At 64.8% G+C, this 15,122-nt stretch carries 15 protein-coding genes; 3 read left to right on the forward strand and 12 right to left on the reverse strand.

Annotated features, from left to right (window positions below; genetic code table 11):
* Positions 1-414 precede the first annotated feature (414 nt).
* Positions 415-1,002 (forward strand): BPSL1445 family SYLF domain-containing lipoprotein, encoded by a 588-nt coding sequence (locus E1748_RS19700; RefSeq protein WP_133648833.1) that lies wholly within the window; start codon positions 415-417, stop codon positions 1,000-1,002.
* Positions 1,003-1,206: 204 nt separating this feature from the next.
* Here E1748_RS19700 and E1748_RS19705 read toward each other — a convergent pair whose 3' ends face one another.
* The 11 genes from E1748_RS19705 to mltG all read right to left on the reverse strand — a co-directional run bounded on the left by E1748_RS19705 (position 1,207) and on the right by mltG (position 12,120).
* Entirely contained in the window at positions 1,207-2,271 is a 1,065-nt protein-coding gene (locus E1748_RS19705) for a glycosyltransferase family 4 protein (protein ID WP_133648834.1), read from the reverse strand.
* A 298-nt stretch (positions 2,272-2,569) separates the two neighbouring features.
* A complete protein-coding gene (locus E1748_RS19710) occupies positions 2,570-3,775 on the reverse strand; it encodes an AAA family ATPase (protein ID WP_133648835.1) in 1,206 nt (401 codons plus the stop codon).
* Positions 3,772-5,184 carry an alpha,alpha-trehalose-phosphate synthase (UDP-forming) gene (gene otsA / locus E1748_RS19715; protein ID WP_133648836.1) on the reverse strand — a complete coding sequence of 471 codons (1,413 nt, stop codon included), beginning with the start codon at positions 5,182-5,184 and terminating at the stop codon, positions 3,772-3,774. The genes E1748_RS19710 and otsA overlap by 4 nt, the downstream gene beginning before the upstream one ends.
* A 67-nt stretch (positions 5,185-5,251) precedes the next feature.
* Positions 5,252-6,478 carry a mechanosensitive ion channel family protein gene (locus tag E1748_RS19720; RefSeq protein ID WP_133648837.1) on the reverse strand — a complete coding sequence of 409 codons (1,227 nt, stop codon included), beginning with the start codon at positions 6,476-6,478 and terminating at the stop codon, positions 5,252-5,254.
* A gap of 209 nt (positions 6,479-6,687) precedes the next feature.
* Positions 6,688-7,044, reverse strand: coding sequence for a Rap1a/Tai family immunity protein (locus E1748_RS19725; RefSeq protein ID WP_133648838.1), 357 nt, complete (start codon positions 7,042-7,044; stop codon positions 6,688-6,690).
* 90 nt (positions 7,045-7,134) lie between these two features.
* Positions 7,135-7,863: an ankyrin repeat domain-containing protein gene (locus E1748_RS19730; protein WP_133648839.1), complete on the reverse strand. Its 729-nt coding sequence runs from the start codon at positions 7,861-7,863 to the stop codon at positions 7,135-7,137.
* 98 nt (positions 7,864-7,961) lie between these two features.
* Positions 7,962-8,747, reverse strand: coding sequence for a TatD family hydrolase (locus E1748_RS19735; protein ID WP_133648840.1), 786 nt, complete (start codon positions 8,745-8,747; stop codon positions 7,962-7,964).
* Between the two features lie 34 nt (positions 8,748-8,781).
* Complete coding sequence (locus tag E1748_RS19740) at positions 8,782-9,282, reverse strand: GNAT family N-acetyltransferase (protein ID WP_133648841.1); 501 nt, start codon at positions 9,280-9,282, stop codon at positions 8,782-8,784.
* A 50-nt stretch (positions 9,283-9,332) separates the two neighbouring features.
* On the reverse strand, positions 9,333-10,388 hold the full coding sequence (locus E1748_RS19745; RefSeq protein WP_133648842.1) for a DNA polymerase III subunit delta': 1,056 nt from the start codon (positions 10,386-10,388) through the stop codon (positions 9,333-9,335).
* A 95-nt stretch (positions 10,389-10,483) separates the two neighbouring features.
* A complete protein-coding gene (tmk, locus tag E1748_RS19750) occupies positions 10,484-11,104 on the reverse strand; it encodes a dTMP kinase (RefSeq protein ID WP_133648843.1) in 621 nt (206 codons plus the stop codon).
* Positions 11,104-12,120: an endolytic transglycosylase MltG gene (gene mltG, locus E1748_RS19755; protein WP_133648844.1), complete on the reverse strand. Its 1,017-nt coding sequence runs from the start codon at positions 12,118-12,120 to the stop codon at positions 11,104-11,106. The genes tmk and mltG overlap by 1 nt, the downstream gene beginning before the upstream one ends.
* Before the next feature lie 78 nt (positions 12,121-12,198).
* Here mltG and ygfZ point away from each other — a divergent pair, with 78 nt between their 5' ends.
* Positions 12,199-13,245 carry a CAF17-like 4Fe-4S cluster assembly/insertion protein YgfZ gene (gene ygfZ, locus E1748_RS19760; protein WP_133648845.1) on the forward strand — a complete coding sequence of 349 codons (1,047 nt, stop codon included), beginning with the start codon at positions 12,199-12,201 and terminating at the stop codon, positions 13,243-13,245.
* 47 nt (positions 13,246-13,292) lie between these two features.
* A complete protein-coding gene (locus tag E1748_RS19765) occupies positions 13,293-14,123 on the forward strand; it encodes an NRDE family protein (protein WP_133648846.1) in 831 nt (276 codons plus the stop codon).
* On the opposite strand, the gene E1748_RS19770 is transcribed toward E1748_RS19765, so the two are convergent.
* The gene (locus tag E1748_RS19770; RefSeq protein WP_133648847.1) at positions 14,120-15,091 is read right to left on the reverse strand and encodes an alpha/beta hydrolase; all 972 of its coding nucleotides are present in this window, start codon (positions 15,089-15,091) and stop codon (positions 14,120-14,122) included. The two genes, E1748_RS19765 and E1748_RS19770, sit on opposite strands and share 4 nt — an antisense overlap.
* Between the last annotated feature and the right edge of the window lie 31 nt (positions 15,092-15,122).

Raw genomic sequence — 15,122 nt, forward strand, 5'->3', positions numbered from 1 at the left:
GGAGACCGCCTCCTCTTCGAAAGCACGTTGCAAAAATCACACGCGCATGATCGGCGGCGTGTATTTTTAGCCTTGATACAACGCTTTCAGAATTGTTTCAATTGGCGCCAGCAAGCTATTTCCCCGGTAAAAAAACCCGATTTCCCACCGTTTCACAGCGAGTCAGACGCGGCGCTAAAAGCCGGTCAGCGGGACTCAAAATTGCGTATGACCGTTAGCTCTCTGACGATTCTGGTCCGGCCCGACATCGGTCAAAGTTACGTCACAGGATCTTTCTGTCAGCCGCAAACGCCCGCCAGATAAGGCTTTTCGCGATACGTGCCGGAACGCTGTTTTAGCTTCCGTGTGTTATAACTAATGGAACAACCCGTCAAATCAGATCAGGTTGCCCTGGAACCACGATGGAGAAAAAAGATGCAAAGACGAAACTTCATACTGAAGACGACCGCCGCACTTGCTTTCGGAGGCCTTGCACTCGCGGGCTGTACCACGACAACCGGGGATCAGACGTCGTCGTCCACTGACGCGTCGAAGCGCCAGTCGATCAACGCCAGCGTCGACGGCACGATTTCGCGCCTCTACTCGACCGTTCCGGGCTCCCGCGAACTGGTATCGAAGGCGCGCGGCGTGCTCGTGTTCCCGTCGGTGCTGCAGGCCGGCTTCATCGTCGGTGGACAGTACGGCGAAGGCTCGCTGCGCGTAGGCGGCGGCACGGTCGGCTACTACAGCACCGTGTCGGGCTCGTTCGGTCTGCAGGCCGGCGCGCAATCGAAGGCGATCATCTTCCTGTTCATGACGCAGGATGCGCTCGACAAATTCCGCAATTCGGATGGCTGGGCAGTCGGCGGCGATGCGTCGGTGGCGCTCGTGAAGATGGGCGCGAACGGCGCGATCGACACCAACACCGCGACGGCTCCCGTCGAAGTGTTCGTGATGACGAACGCCGGCCTGATGGGCGACCTGTCGCTCGCGGGCACGAAGGTATCGCGTCTGAAGATCTGAAGATCTGACGCGGCGTCCGCTCCTGGCGCCAGGTGGCTTGGGGCGGACTGTCGGCAGGTGGATGCGGACACGGCCGTTCGTACCGCATGAGATTCAGCTGCAAAGCAAAGCGGCGCTACCGGAAGGCAGCGCCGCTTTTTTTATCCCTGCTGAATGCATACGTCGCGAGCCGCTACGACGCACTCCCCGCGCCTGCCGCTCCGCTCAGTTCGACGAGTCGATCACCTTGAAGCGTGAACGCTTCTGCGCACGAATCACCGACTGATACGCCTCGACGTATTGCTGTGCCATCCGGTGCGACGTGAAGCGTTCTTCGAAGCGCTTGCGCACACCCTCACGCGGCAGCTTGTTCAGCCGGTTCACCGCGGCCACCGCGCCGATTTCATCCTCGACGATGAAACCCGACACCCCGTCGTCGAGCACTTCCGGCACCGACCCGCGATTGAACGCGATCACCGGCGTCCCGCATGCCATCGACTCGATCATCACCAGACCGAACGGCTCCGGCCAGTCGATCGGGAACAGCAGCGCATGCGCGCCCGACAGGAACTCAGCCTTCTGGTTGTCCGCGATCTCGCCGATGTACTCGACGTACGGCAAGCTCAGCAACGGCTTGATGTCGCGTTCGAAGTACTCGCGATCGGCGGCATCGACCTTCGCGGCGATGCGGATCGGCATCCCGCAGCGGCCCGCAATGCGGATCGCGGTATCGACGCGCTTTTCCGGCGAGATCCGGCCAAGAAACGCGAGGTACTTCTGCTCGACCGGCTGCGGCGTGTACAGCGATTCGGGCAAGCCGTGATAGACGGTGGTGAGCCACTTCGCCTGCGGCAGCGGATGACGCTGCGCATTCGAGATCGAGATCACCGGCGCGGTGTTGAACGTGTCGAACACCGGCTGCTGTTCGGGCAGATCGAGCCGGCCGTGCAGCGTCGTCACGAACGGCGTCTCCTGGCGCTTGAACACCGAAAACGAGTAGTAGTCCATGTGGAAATGCAGCACGTCGAATTCGTCGGCGCGACGGCGGACGAGTTCCATCAGCAGCATGTGCGGTGCGACGCGATCGCGAATGCCCGGATCGAGCCGCAGCGCGCGCGGCCACACGGCTTCGAGTTTCGCGCTGGTGACCGAGTCGCCGCTCGCGAACAGCGTCACGTCATGGCCGAGTTCGACGAGCGCTTCGGTGATGTAGGACACGACGCGTTCGGTGCCGCCATACAGCTTCGGCGGGACCGATTCGGTCAGCGGGGCGATCTGGGCAATTCTCATTGAGCGTCTCCATGAATCCGGCGTCGCGGCCTGTGCGGTCCCATGGCAAGTGCTGCTGCGTCAGGGGACCGTCAGAGCGACGCTTCGGCCACCTTGAAGCGGCGGCTTACGGCGCACGAGTATGACAGCGCGACGACAGGCGGGCAATGCGGCTATACCGCATAAGTCCGCGGGACACACACGTCCATGCGATGCCGCGCGCTGCGAGGATATGAGCCGATTATTGTCGAATGCCCCTGAAAAAGCCCGTCCGATTGCACTTCCTGTGTGCTGTTACAGACGGGAAACATCCTCGCGCTCAGCGCGAAGGCCACTTCCATGCGGGAATATCGAAGTCGTCGGCATCGACGAGACGCGTCTCGCCGAAGTGCTTTTCAAGCACGATCGGCTGTCCGCCCGCCTCGCGCTCGAGCGCCGCGATGAGCCGCGTTGCGTGCGAGACGACGAGCAACTGCGAGTATTGCGACGCCTGCGCGATCAGCCGCGCGAGCGCCGGCAGCAGGTCCGGATGGAGGCTCGTCTCCGGTTCGTTCAGCACCAGCAGTTGCGGCGGCCGCGGCGTCAGCAGCGCGGCGACCAGCAGCAGATAACGCAGCGTGCCGTCCGACAGCTCCGCGCCGCTCAACGGCCGCAGCAGACCATGCTGATACATCGTCACTTCGAAGCGGCCGCTCTGGTTCGTCATCTCGATCCGCGAGCCGGGAAACGCGTCGTCGATCGCGGCGCTGAGCGCGGCTGCATTGCCGATCTGGACAATCGTCTGCAATGCCGCCGCGAGGTCGGTGCCGTCGTCGCTGAGCACCGGCGTATGCGTGCCGATCTGCGGCAGCCGCACCGGCGAATCGGCGTCGGTGCGAAAGTGATCGTAGAAGCGCCACGAGCGGATCTGCTCGCGCATCGAAATCATCTCGGGTGCGCTGCGCGGATCGGCGTACTCGGTCAGCATGCTGTCGAAGCTCGCGATCGGTTGCGAGATGGTCTGCCATTCGCCGGCGTCGTCGCGCGTGCGCAACTGCACGCCATGCCGGTCGACGAGCAGCGCCGACGGACGCAGCACCGGACCGCTCCAGATACATTCGCGCTTGATCACCGGGTCGAGCGAGAACTGCGACGCCTCATTCGGAATCGGCAGACCGAGATCGATCGCATAGCCGAACGTATCGCCGGCAAAGCCGAGCCGCAGGCTCACCGGATCGTTGCGACGCGTGCCCTGCACGGGCGCCTCGCCCGTGAGCATCGCGCGCGAGAAACGCTCCGGGCCGGCCCATAGCGTGGACTGCAAGCCACCCTCGCGTGCGAGCGATGGAATCAAACCACCACGCGCCGTTGCCGCGAGCAGCCGCAACGCGCGATAGACGCTCGATTTGCCGCTGCCGTTCGCACCCGTGATCACGTTGAGCCGGCTCAGCGGCACGATCAGATTGCGCAGCGACCGGTAGCCGGAGATAGCAAGTGTTGTCAGTTGCGGCGGCTCGCGGTCCGCGTCGTTGTTCGGGGCACTCATTGGAACGGGCGAACACTACCGACGTCTCTGACCGGCACGCTGCGCAGATCGCGCAGGAACGAGTCGCGCCATTTACCGAGATCGTTTCTGCGCAGCGCGTCCATGTTGATCCGGTAGCGCCGTTGACGTTCGGCGAGCGGCATCGACAGCGCGAGCTGCAGCGCCTCGCACATGCCGAGCGCGTCGTGCGGATTGACGAGCAGCGAGCCGGTCAGCTCGGCCGCTGCCCCGGCGAATGTCGACAGCACGAGCACGCCGGGATCGTCCGGATCCTGTGCAGCGACATACTCTTTCGCGACCAGGTTCATGCCGTCGTGCAGCGGCGTCACGAAACCGATCTGCGACTCGCGAAACAGCGACATCAGTTTCCAGCGGTCGTAGCGTTGATTCAGGTAGCGGATCGGCGTGTAGTCGAGCCCCGAGTAACGCCCGTTGATGCGCCCTGCCTCGCCTTCGAGCTCCTGACGGATCTGCTGATACGTCTCGACGTCGGAGCGCGTCGGCGGCGCGATCTGCACGAGCGTCACGTTGCCGCGCCATTCCGGCGAGCGCTCCAGCAACTGCTCGAACGCGCGGAAACGTTCGACGAGCCCCTTCGAATAATCGAGCCGGTCGACGCTCATGATCAGCTTGCGTCCCTCGAGACTCTGCTTCAGGTCGAGCACGTGCTGACGACTTTCGTAGCGCTTTGCCTGCTCGGCGATCTCGTCGGGGAACACGCCGATCCGATAGACGCCGGTACGCAACGTGCGGCCGAACGCAGTGACGTGCGCGTCGGGCGTCACCGCGCCGCGCCCATGACGCGTCACGTAATCGTGGAACGCGAGTTGATCGGTGGCCGTCTGGAAGCCCAGCAGATCGAAGCAGCACAGCGACTTCACCAGCTCTTCATGTGGCGGAATGCTGAACAGAATCTGCGGCGCGGGAAACGGGATGTGCAGGAAAAAGCCGATGCGGTTGGTCACGCCTTCCGCGCGCAACGCTTCGGCAAACGGGATCAGGTGATAGTCGTGGACCCAGATGACGTCGTCGGGTTCGAGCAGCTTGACGAGCTTGTGCGCGAGCCATGCATTGACGCGTCGATAGCCCGCGTATTCGTCGCGCTCGTAGCGCGACAGGTCGTTGCGATAGTGGAAGACCGGCCATAGCGTCGCGTTCGAGAAGCCGCGATAGTACTGGTCGTAGTCCTTGCGCGTGAGGCCGACCGTCGCGAACGTCACGCTGCCTTCCTGTTCGATGGTGGGGCCCGCGTTCGCGACCGTTTCGCTGACCACGTCGCCGCTCCAGCCGAACCACACGCCTCCGGTGTCTTTCAGCGCACCGAACACGCCGACCGCGAGGCCGCCGGCGGAGCCTTTGGTCTCAGTGGGCGTGGCAACGCGGTTCGATACGACGATCAGTCGACCCATGGGCACTCTCCTCCGGATTCGTTCGGATGCAGCGCGTCACATCACGGCTGCATCGATAAAGTTCGAATCAGTTCGACCGTCGGGTGGCCGGATCGGTTGCACCGTCGGATGCCGCGCGCGGTCCACCGCGGCTCGCAACCGGATCGGCTTCCGTATGCGCGGCCGTGCTCGACGCGGGTTTTTGCGCGCGCGACGGTAGCCAGTCGAGCGTGCCCGGCACGTTCTCCAGTTCCGCCGACACTTCGGCGCGCGCCCTCGGCAGATACTGCGGATAGTGCGTCTGCACGAACGTCAGCAGCCCTTCGCGCACGCGACAGCGCAGATCCCAGTTGAGCCCCGAATCCGCCGAGCTGACGAGCACGCGCAACTGCATCGCGCGATCGGTTGCATCAGTGACCTGCAGCACCTGCACGCGCCGGTCCCATTCGGGCGCGGCCTCGACGATGCGCCCCAGTTCCTCGCGCAGCGGCCCGAGCGGCATCCGGTAATCGAGGTATAGAAACACCGTACCGATGATCTGCGAATCGTGGCGGGTCCAATTCGCGAACGGATTCTCGATGAACCATTGCAGCGGCACGATCAGCCGGCGCAAATCCCACAGACGCACCGACACATACGTCCCGGTGATCTCTTCGATACGCCCCCACTCGCCCTGGATCACGACGACGTCGTCGAGACGGATCGGTTGCGACAGCGCGATCTGCAGTCCGGCGATCAGGTTGCCGAGCACCGGCCGCGCGGCGATACCGGCGACCAGACCGGCCACGCCCGCCGACGCCAGCAGGCTCGCGCCGATCTGCCGGACGTTCGGAAACGTCATCAACGCACCGCCGATCCCTACGATCACGATCACCACCATCACCGAGCGCGCCAGCACGCGCGCCTGCGTGTGGATGCGGCGGGCTTGCAGGTTGTCGGCGGTATCGAGTGGATGGGCCTGGATGATCGCCTCGCCGATCGCCGCGGCCGAGCGCACGGACAGCCACGTCAGCACGCCGATCAACGCAATAGCTGCGGCGTCGCGCAGCGGGCCGATGACGGGCAGCGTGTCGGGCGCCTCCCACCAGACGAACTCGAGCCCGAGAATCATCAGCACCGCGAGCGCGGGCTTGTCGATGTAGCGCAGGATCAGCGTCGTCAGCGGATAAGGCCGCGCGATGCGCGTGAGAATGCGCGCGCCGATGCGATGCAGCGCAACGGCAAACGCGAGCACCAGGACGGACACGGCGATCGCGCCCGGCCACGTATGAAGCGGCGCGTCGGCAATGCGTGCGAGGTCGTCGGTGGTCAGCATAACTGGCGTTTTCCTCGTGAATGGCAGGAAACGAAACGGCCCGCGGGGGCCGGGAATGGCGATGCCCGGAGCTGCTGCGTAGGTGGATCGGTAGGAGCAACGATGCGACGCGGACAGACTCACGCGTCCCGATGAGCGACCAGGTGGATCGAGCCGACCGGTTGTCGGCTCAGACCCAGACTCCCCGGTCGATCAAAGTCAGATCGCGATCAGTTGCCCGTCCGGCAAGGGAACGCCTTGCCGAGGCCCAGCGAAATCGCGGTGCTCGCGTTATAGCCGGCGACGTTCGGATTCTCCGCGATGTAGCGGCGCACCGCGTCGGTCAGTTGCTGCGAGCGGGCATCGGCAGGCAGGCAGAAGTACTGCCCGACGCGCGGCCCCGTCGTTCCGCCGATCGCGTCGATCGTGTTGAAGACGCCGTCGGCCGCGCCTTCGATGTACGCCGCGCACGCGCTCCGCGATGCCACGTCGGTCTTCGTGCACAGCTTGTTGAGGTCGCTCGCGGTAAACGCGGACGCCGACAATGGGATGGCCAGCGCGCTCGCGCAAATCAAAACCCGCAGCATGGTGTTCCTTTCATGTTAGCAAGCGGTTGTCGGGCGGTCTGGTGCCGCATCCGGCAGCGCGGCCGGCGGAACACCGGCGCGCTGCAGCCGCTATTTTGCACTGTTTTGCGGCGCCGCCGGTGGCTGGCTCTGCATCTGCTTGATACGCGCGGTGAGCCCTTCGACGACGTCCGGCGCCTTGTAATGCTTCGCGAAATCGAGCGCCGTGAGGCCGATCTGATTCTTCACGGTCAGGTCCGCGCCGTTGTCGAGCAGCAGCTTCACCGTCGACACGTGATTGCCGCGCGCGGCCATCATCAGCGGCGTCGTGCCGTTCGGCGAACCGGCGTCGACATAGGCCGAATGGTCGAGCAGCACCTTCACGATGTTGTCGTTACCGTTCGCGGCCGCGTAGTGCAGCGGCGCCCAGCCCTTCTTGTTGACCTCGGCGTCCTTCGAGATCAGCAGGTTGACCAGTTCGAGATCGCCGTTAAGCGCGGCCAGCATCATCGCGTTTTCGCCGGACTTGTCCTGGATCTCGATGTCGGTCTTCGGATTGGTGATCAGCAGCGCAGCGACCTTGTCGGATTTTTCGCGGGCGGCGAGCACGAGGAGCGGCATGCCCTGATCGTCGGTCATGTTCGGATTCATGCCGTTCGCCAGTTGCTTGCTCACTTCCTTCACGTCGTCGAACTTCACGGCCTTGATCATCGTGTCCGTGGGCGCGGCGTGCGCCGGCAGCGCGCCGAGCGCAGCGCACGCGAGTCCACCGGCGAGCGCCAGATGGACCGTACGCGCCGCGCGGCGCCGGAACGCCGTGAGCCTGGAGATCGAAAGCATCGAAACGGGACGGGACGTTGACATCTGACTGGAATAGTTTCGCATATTTTACTTTAGGTTTATTCCCTATCCTGTTGAATATTAATATTAAAAATCCGTCAACCGGGTTGCGGAATCTTGAAGAGCCGGAAGAAGTTCTGCGTCGTTACGGCGCCGAGGTCCGCTTCCGGCATCTCGCGCTGCTGCGCGATGAAGCGTCCGACATGGCTAACGTACGCAGGTTCATTCGGCTTGCCTCGATACGGCACCGGCGCGAGGTACGGCGAGTCGGTTTCGATCAGCAGCCGGTCGAGCGGCACACGGCGCGCGACGTCCTGCACGTCGGTCGCGCTCTTGAAGGTGACGATGCCCGACAGCGAGATATGGAAGTTCTGCGCGAGCGCCCGTTCGGCGACCGGCCACGCCTCGGTGAAGCAATGCATCACGCCGCCCGGCACGCTCGCATGCTCCTCGTCCATGATCCGCAGCGTGTCGTCCGCCGACGAGCGCGTGTGGATGATCAGCGGCTTGCCCGTCGCGTGCGCGGCGCGGATGTGCGTGCGAAAGCGCTCACGCTGCCATTCCATGTCGGCGATCGTCCGGCCTTCGAGGCGGTAGTAGTCGAGCCCGGTCTCGCCGATCGCGACCACCTTCGGATGCTGCGCCAGCTCGACCAGTTCCGCGACGCTCGGCTCGCGTGCCTCTTCGTGGTCCGGATGCACGCCGACCGACGCATACACGTTGTCGTACGTGCGCGCGACGTCGAGCACCGACGGCAGCGTCTCCAGATCGACCGACACGCACAGCGCGTGCGTGACCGCGTGGCTGCGCATGTTGTCGAGTATCTGCGGCAGGCGCTCGGCGAGTCCTTCGAAATTGATGTGGCAGTGCGAGTCGACAAACATAAGGGTGTTGAGCAGTAGTTGGGGAACGGCAGGGTCAGGCCGGGAGCCGCAGCCCGAGAATCACGAGATCGCGCTCGATGTCATCCAGCACGGCGACGCGCGGCAGCGTACCCCACACGTCGAAGCCGAAGCCGCGAAAGAGGCGCAGGCTCGCTTCGTTGTGGCCGAAGATGAAGCCTAGCACTGTGTCGATGCCGAGCTTCGGCGCGGCCGCCAGCGATGCCGCCAGCAACTGCCGCCCGAGTCCTTTGCCGCGCGCGATCTCGCCCAGATAGATGCTGACTTCGGCCGTTCGTCGATACGCCGGACGGCCGTAGAAATCCGAGAAGCTGAGCCACCCCGCAATCTGTCCGTCCTGCTCGACCACCCACAGCGGCCGTGTGTCCGGCCCGTGTGCATGAAACCACGCGACCCGGCTGTCGACGCTTACCGGCTCGAGATCGGCGGTCACGCTGCGCGACGGCACCGTCGAGTTGTAGATGGCGACGATCGCGGGAAGATCGTCGAGGGTCGCGTCGCGGTAGGAAAAGCTCATGGTCGCAGATGAAATGAATGATGCGGGAAACCGGCTGGGATCCGAACCGCTCAGCCGAACAGCGCCCGATAAGCGAGAAACAGCTCCTCGAACACGAGCCGCGCGTTAAGCGGATGATTCTCGACCGCTCGCTGACGCGTCACGGTGCGCATGAAACGCGCGAACGCACTTGCGTCGACCTGCGCGGCACAACGCGTGAGCGCAGCCGACGCATCCGGAAAATAGCGCGGCGTGCCGGCCGTGCGCTGCGCGAGCAGATCGTACAGCCAGCGCTGCAGCCAGCCCAGCACGAGCGGCACCGGCAGCTTTTGCAGCGCCTCGCCGCACGCGAACGCGTCACAGTCGCCGCCGGCCGCGAGTTGTCCGAGGGTCCAGTCGCGCAGCGTGCGATTGTCGTCGGCGGCGAGCGCAAGTGCGGCGAGCGGTGCGCCTCCGGCCTGCGCGAGCAGTGCCGGCGCGTCGTCGACGCCCTGTTCCGCGAGCCACGCGGCAGCGGCCTCGGGCGCGGGGGTCGAGAGCGGCCATTGTCGGCAGCGGCTGATGATCGTCGGCAGCAACCGGTCGATCCGCGCGGACACCATCAGGAACACGACGCCTGCGGGTGGTTCCTCGAGCGTCTTCAACAGCGCATTGGCCGCCGCGACGTTCAGCGCCTCGGCCGGATACAGCACCACCACGCGAGCGCCGCCGCGATGCGAACCGACGCCGCAGAAGTCCAGCAGCGCGCGGACCTGCTCGATCTTGATTTCCTTGCTCGGTGCGCGGCTCTTCTTCGCATCGTCGCCATCGGAGGCACGATCTGCCTTGCCGTTCGTCTCGGCTTTGTCGTCGGTGCTCGCGACGAAGCCGGACTCGGCAGCGAGCGCCTCCGGCAGCACGATCCGGTAGTCCGGATGGTTGCCCTGAACAAACCACTTGCAGGCCGCACACTCGCCGCACGGCTCGCCGTTGTCCTGTGGCGACTCGCACAGCATCCCCTGCGCGAGATGCTGCGCGAGGCGCAGCTTGCCGATGCCGGCCTGGCCGTGCAGCAGCAGCGCATGCGGCCAGTGCGCACGCAGTTGCTGCAGCCGGTTCCAGTCGTCGATCTGCCACGGATAAATCATCGCTTCTCTTTTTAGATCAGTGAGTTAACGGTACTACTTCGTGTATCGGCCGAGCTTTTTCAATACCTTTGAATCTCTCTTATATGATAGAAAAATCAAAGGGTTGAAATGATTTCCTCTAGTTGATTCTGAATAACAACGATGCTCTGCGTCGAGTCGACGATCGCGAAACGGTACGGTGCCTCTTCCGCGCGTCGCAGATACTCGGCCCGCGTGCGCGTGAAAAACGCATCCGACTCGCTTTCGAAACGATCCGGATCGCGCGCGTTGCTGCGCCGCTCGCTCGCGGTGGCCGGCGGCACGTCGAACAGGATCGTCAGATCGGGCTGGAAACCGCCCTGCACCCAGCGCTCGAGGGTTTCCAGCTTGTCGCGCGGCAACCCACGGCCGCCGCCCTGATACGCGAACGTCGCGTCGCTGAACCGGTCGGATACGACCCAGTCGCCGCGCGTGAGCGCCGGCTCGATGATCTCGGCCAGATGCTCGCGGCGCGCGGCGAACATCAGCAGCGCTTCCGTTTCGAGATCCATTGACCGGTGCAGCAGGATCTCGCGCAACGCCTCGCCGAGCGCGGTGCCGCCCGGCTCGCGCGTCATGACGACGCCGCGCCCGGTCGTGCCGACCTTCGCTTCGAGACGCTCGCGAAACCACGCGAGGTGCGTCGTCTTGCCCGCTCCGTCGATGCCCTCGAATGTGATGAATTTGCCCCGCGCCATCATTGACCTCGGATGTACTTGTCGACGGCCTTGTTGTGATCGCCGAGCGTGTCAGAAAAAATGCTGCTGCCGTCGCCACGCGACACGAAATACAGTGCCGCCGTCTGTGCCGGATTCAGCGCCGCCTGCAGCGACGCGGTTCCGGGCAACGAGATCGGCGTGGGCGGCAGGCCGGTACGGGTGTACGTATTGTAAGGAGTGTCGGTCTGCAGGTCGCGTTTGTGCAAACGGCCCGTGTAGCTTTCGCCCATCCCGTAAATGACTGTCGGATCGGTCTGCAGCGGCATGCCCATGCGCAGCCGGTTCGCGAACACCGCGGCGACGAGAGAACGGTCGGACGCCTTGCCGGTTTCCTTTTCGATGATCGACGCCATCGTCAACGCCTCGTACGGCGTCTTGTACGGCAGCCCCTGCGCGCGCGACGCCCATGCCTCGTCGATGCGCAGCTTCATCAGCCGGTACGCGCGACGGTAGACGTCGAGATCGCTGGTGTTCTTGTCGAACAGATAGGTATCCGGAAAAAACAGCCCTTCGCCGTTGCCGGTCGTGACCTCGGCGTCGGACGCGCCGATCGCCTTCAGCAGATCGGCATCGGTCATGCCGGCCGTGTCGTGACGCAGCGCCGGGTTCGCGTCGAGTTCCGCGCGCATCCGGCGGAACGTCCAGCCTTCGATGATCGTCGTCACGTACTCGTTGACGTCGCCGCGCGCGATCTTCTGCAGTACGTCGTACGGCGTGACGCCGCTCTTGAACTCGTAGTTGCCGGATTTCAGCTGGCTCTGCAGGCCGAGCAGACGCGTCATCAGCACGAACAGCTCGGACCGGACCGGCACGCCGCCACGGTTCAACTGCAGCGTGACGCTGCGCAGGCTGCTGTGCGGCTTGATCGTCACGTCGAGGTCGGGAGGGGAAAGCACCAGCGGCGTCGTGGCCCAGTGATATCCGCCGCCGGCTGCGGCAGCGGCCAGCACGACGAGCGCCGTGCCGGCGATGAGACATTTCTTCAGGAGGGACATGCGAAACATGGCTGGGGTGGACCCCATATAATACTTGCTTGCCTCAGCTAAAGTCAGAATTGACTGTTCCGCAAATCCATGACAGCCCCGCTCGCTCCCACTCCTGGCGCCGTCGCTGCGCCTTCCACGCTACCGGTTCCTCCGCGCCCCGCCGATACCCAGTTCGATGCCGTCCGCACGCGCGGTGCGTACGCGCTGCTCGACCAGTTCGGCGTGATCGATACGACGGGTGACGACGCGGCGTCGTTCCTGCACGCGCAGCTCACCAACGACACCCAGCACCTCGACGCGGCAGGCGCCCGCCTCGCCGGCTACTGTTCGGCGAAGGGCCGGCTGCTTGCGTCGTTCCTCGTGTGGCGCAGCGGCGAAGCGATCCGCCTGCTGGTGTCGAAGGACGTGCAGGCTGTGGTGCAGAAGCGGCTGTCGATGTTCGTGCTCCGCGCAAAGGCAAAGCTCGTCGATGCAACCGGTGAACTGCTCGCCGTGGGTCTCGCCGGTGACGTGCGTGCTGCGCTGTCGTCCGTGTTCGACGCGCTGCCCGACGGCGTGCACGTGAAGGTCGACGGTCCCGCTGGTTCGCTGATCCGCGTGCCCGATGCCGAAGGTCGGCTGCGCTATCTGTGGATCGGACCGAAGGCCGAAGTCGAAGCGCGGCTGCCCTCGCTCGAAGGCAAGCTCGAACAGGTATCGCCGGCCGTGTGGGACTGGCTCGACATTCGCGCAGGCGAACCGCGCATTACGCAGTCGGTCGTCGAGCAGTTCGTGCCGCAGATGGTTAACTTCGACGTGCTCGGCGGCGTGAATTTCCGCAAGGGTTGCTATCCGGGGCAGGAGATCGTCGCGCGCAGCCAGTATCGCGGCACGATCAAGCGGCGCACCTCACTCGCGAATATCGCCACCGACCTCTCCACCGTCGCGCCCGGCACCGAGCTGTTCCATTCGGACGATCCGGGTCAGCCGTGCGGGATGGTCGTGAATGCGGCGTGGGCGCCGGGGGGCGGCGTCGACGTGCTGGTCGAGATCAAGCTCGCCGCGCTCGAAGGCGGCTCGGTACACGTCGCTGCAGCCGACGGTCCGGCGCTGTCGTTCCTGCCGCTGCCGTACGCGCTGCCCACGGAAGTCTGAGACCGTGCTTCGGTTTGCTCGCGTGAGGACATGAGGAGCCCCCGCCGATGTGCCTGATCGTATTCGACTGGCGACCTGACGCGGATGACGGCCGCGCGCTCTTCACGCTCGCCGCGAACCGCGACGAATTCTTGCGCCGCACGGCCGATCCGCTGCAATGGTGGGCGGACGCGCCGGATCTGCTCGCGGGTCGCGATCTTGTCGGCGGCGGCACGTGGCTCGGCATGACGCGCGACGGTCGCTTCGCTGCGTTGACCAACTACCGCGCGCCGCACGAAACGCGCGCGGATGCGCCCACGCGCGGCACACTCGTCAGTAACTATCTGAGCGGACCGGCTCGCGCGCCACTCGACTATCTGGCCGACGTCGCGCGCACCGGCGATCTGTACAACGGCTTCAACCTGCTGATCGGCGACTGGACCCAGCACGAACTCGCGTGGTACTGCAATCGTGGGGACGTCGTCCCGGCATTGTTGCCGCCCGGCACGCACGGCATCTCGAACGCAGTGCTCGACACGCCGTGGCCGAAACTCGTACGCAAGCGCGCCGAACTCGATGCGCTGCTCGTCGGCGAGCCCGACGCGCCGCTCGACCGGTTGATCGAATTAATGCGCGACCCGCGCACCGCACGCGACGACCAGTTGCCTGCCACCGGGCTTCCGCTCGAACGCGAGCGGGCGTTGTCGGCGGCATTCATCGAGACGCCGGAATACGGCACGCGCGGCACGACCGCGCTGCGAGTCGTCGTGCAACCGGGCGAACCCGCGAACACCCCTCTCAACGTGAACGTCGTCGAGCGCAGCGACGACGACGGTTCGCACCGCATCACCCGACCGGGCAACTTGGAACGGCGTTTCACGTTCGACGTCGAGCGCTAACCTTCGACATCCACACGCGCGAACGCGTCACGCAATGCACCGGCCGCATCCGCATGCGCACCGGCGACCTCGGGCACATAGCCGCCCATCTTGAAGAACTCGTGGATCATCCCGTCATAGCGCACGTGCACGACCGCGTTGCCTGCGGCGCGTAGTTTCTCCGCGTAGGCCGCACCTTCGTCGACGAGCGGATCGAATTCGGCGGTCGCGATCCATGCGGGCGCGACGCCGTGAAAATCCGGCGCGCCGCGTGTGCCGTCGAGCGGCGCGAAACGCCAGTCTTCTCGATCGTGTGTATCGCGCACGTACTGGTCGAAGAACCACTGGATCGTTTCGGCGCTCAGCAGATAGCCTTCCGCTAATCGCGCGTGAGACTCGGTCTGCTGATACGCGCTCGTCCCCGGATAGATCAGCAACTGCAGTGCGAGCGCGATGCCCGCGTCGCGTGCGAGTACCGCGCAGACGGTCGCGAGCGTGCCGCCCGCGCTATCGCCTGCAACTGCTAGTCGCGCCGGATCGATACCGTACAGCGCGGCGTTCGCGTGCAGCCACGAGAGTGCATCGAACGCATCGTCGACGGCAGTGGGAAAACGATGCTCGGGCGCGAGCCGGTAATCGACCGACAGCACCGCGCAGCCCGCATCACGCGCAAACATCCGGCACAACGCATCGTGCGTATCGACGCTGCCGACCGTGAAGCCCCCACCATGAAAATAGACTAGTGCGGGCAACGGTTCGGCCCAGCTCGGTTCGGTCGGCTGATAGAGCCGCGCGCGGATCGTCGCGCCGTCGCGCACCGGCACCGCGAGGTCTTCGACGCCGTGCATCGGCGCACTCGCGATCTCGAGAATCGGCGCGCTCTTTTCATACGACGCGCGCGCCTGCTGCGGAGTCCGTGTGTGATACGGGGGACGTTCGGCACGCTCGACCATGTCGAGTATCTGGGCAATCTTCGGATTCAGCGGCATCGGCGTTCGGTGCGACGCATTGAGCGCCGCA

Origin of the sequence: Paraburkholderia flava (assembly GCF_004359985.1) — a bacterium.
In the GTDB taxonomy this organism is placed as follows: Bacteria; Pseudomonadota; Gammaproteobacteria; order Burkholderiales; family Burkholderiaceae; genus Paraburkholderia; species Paraburkholderia flava.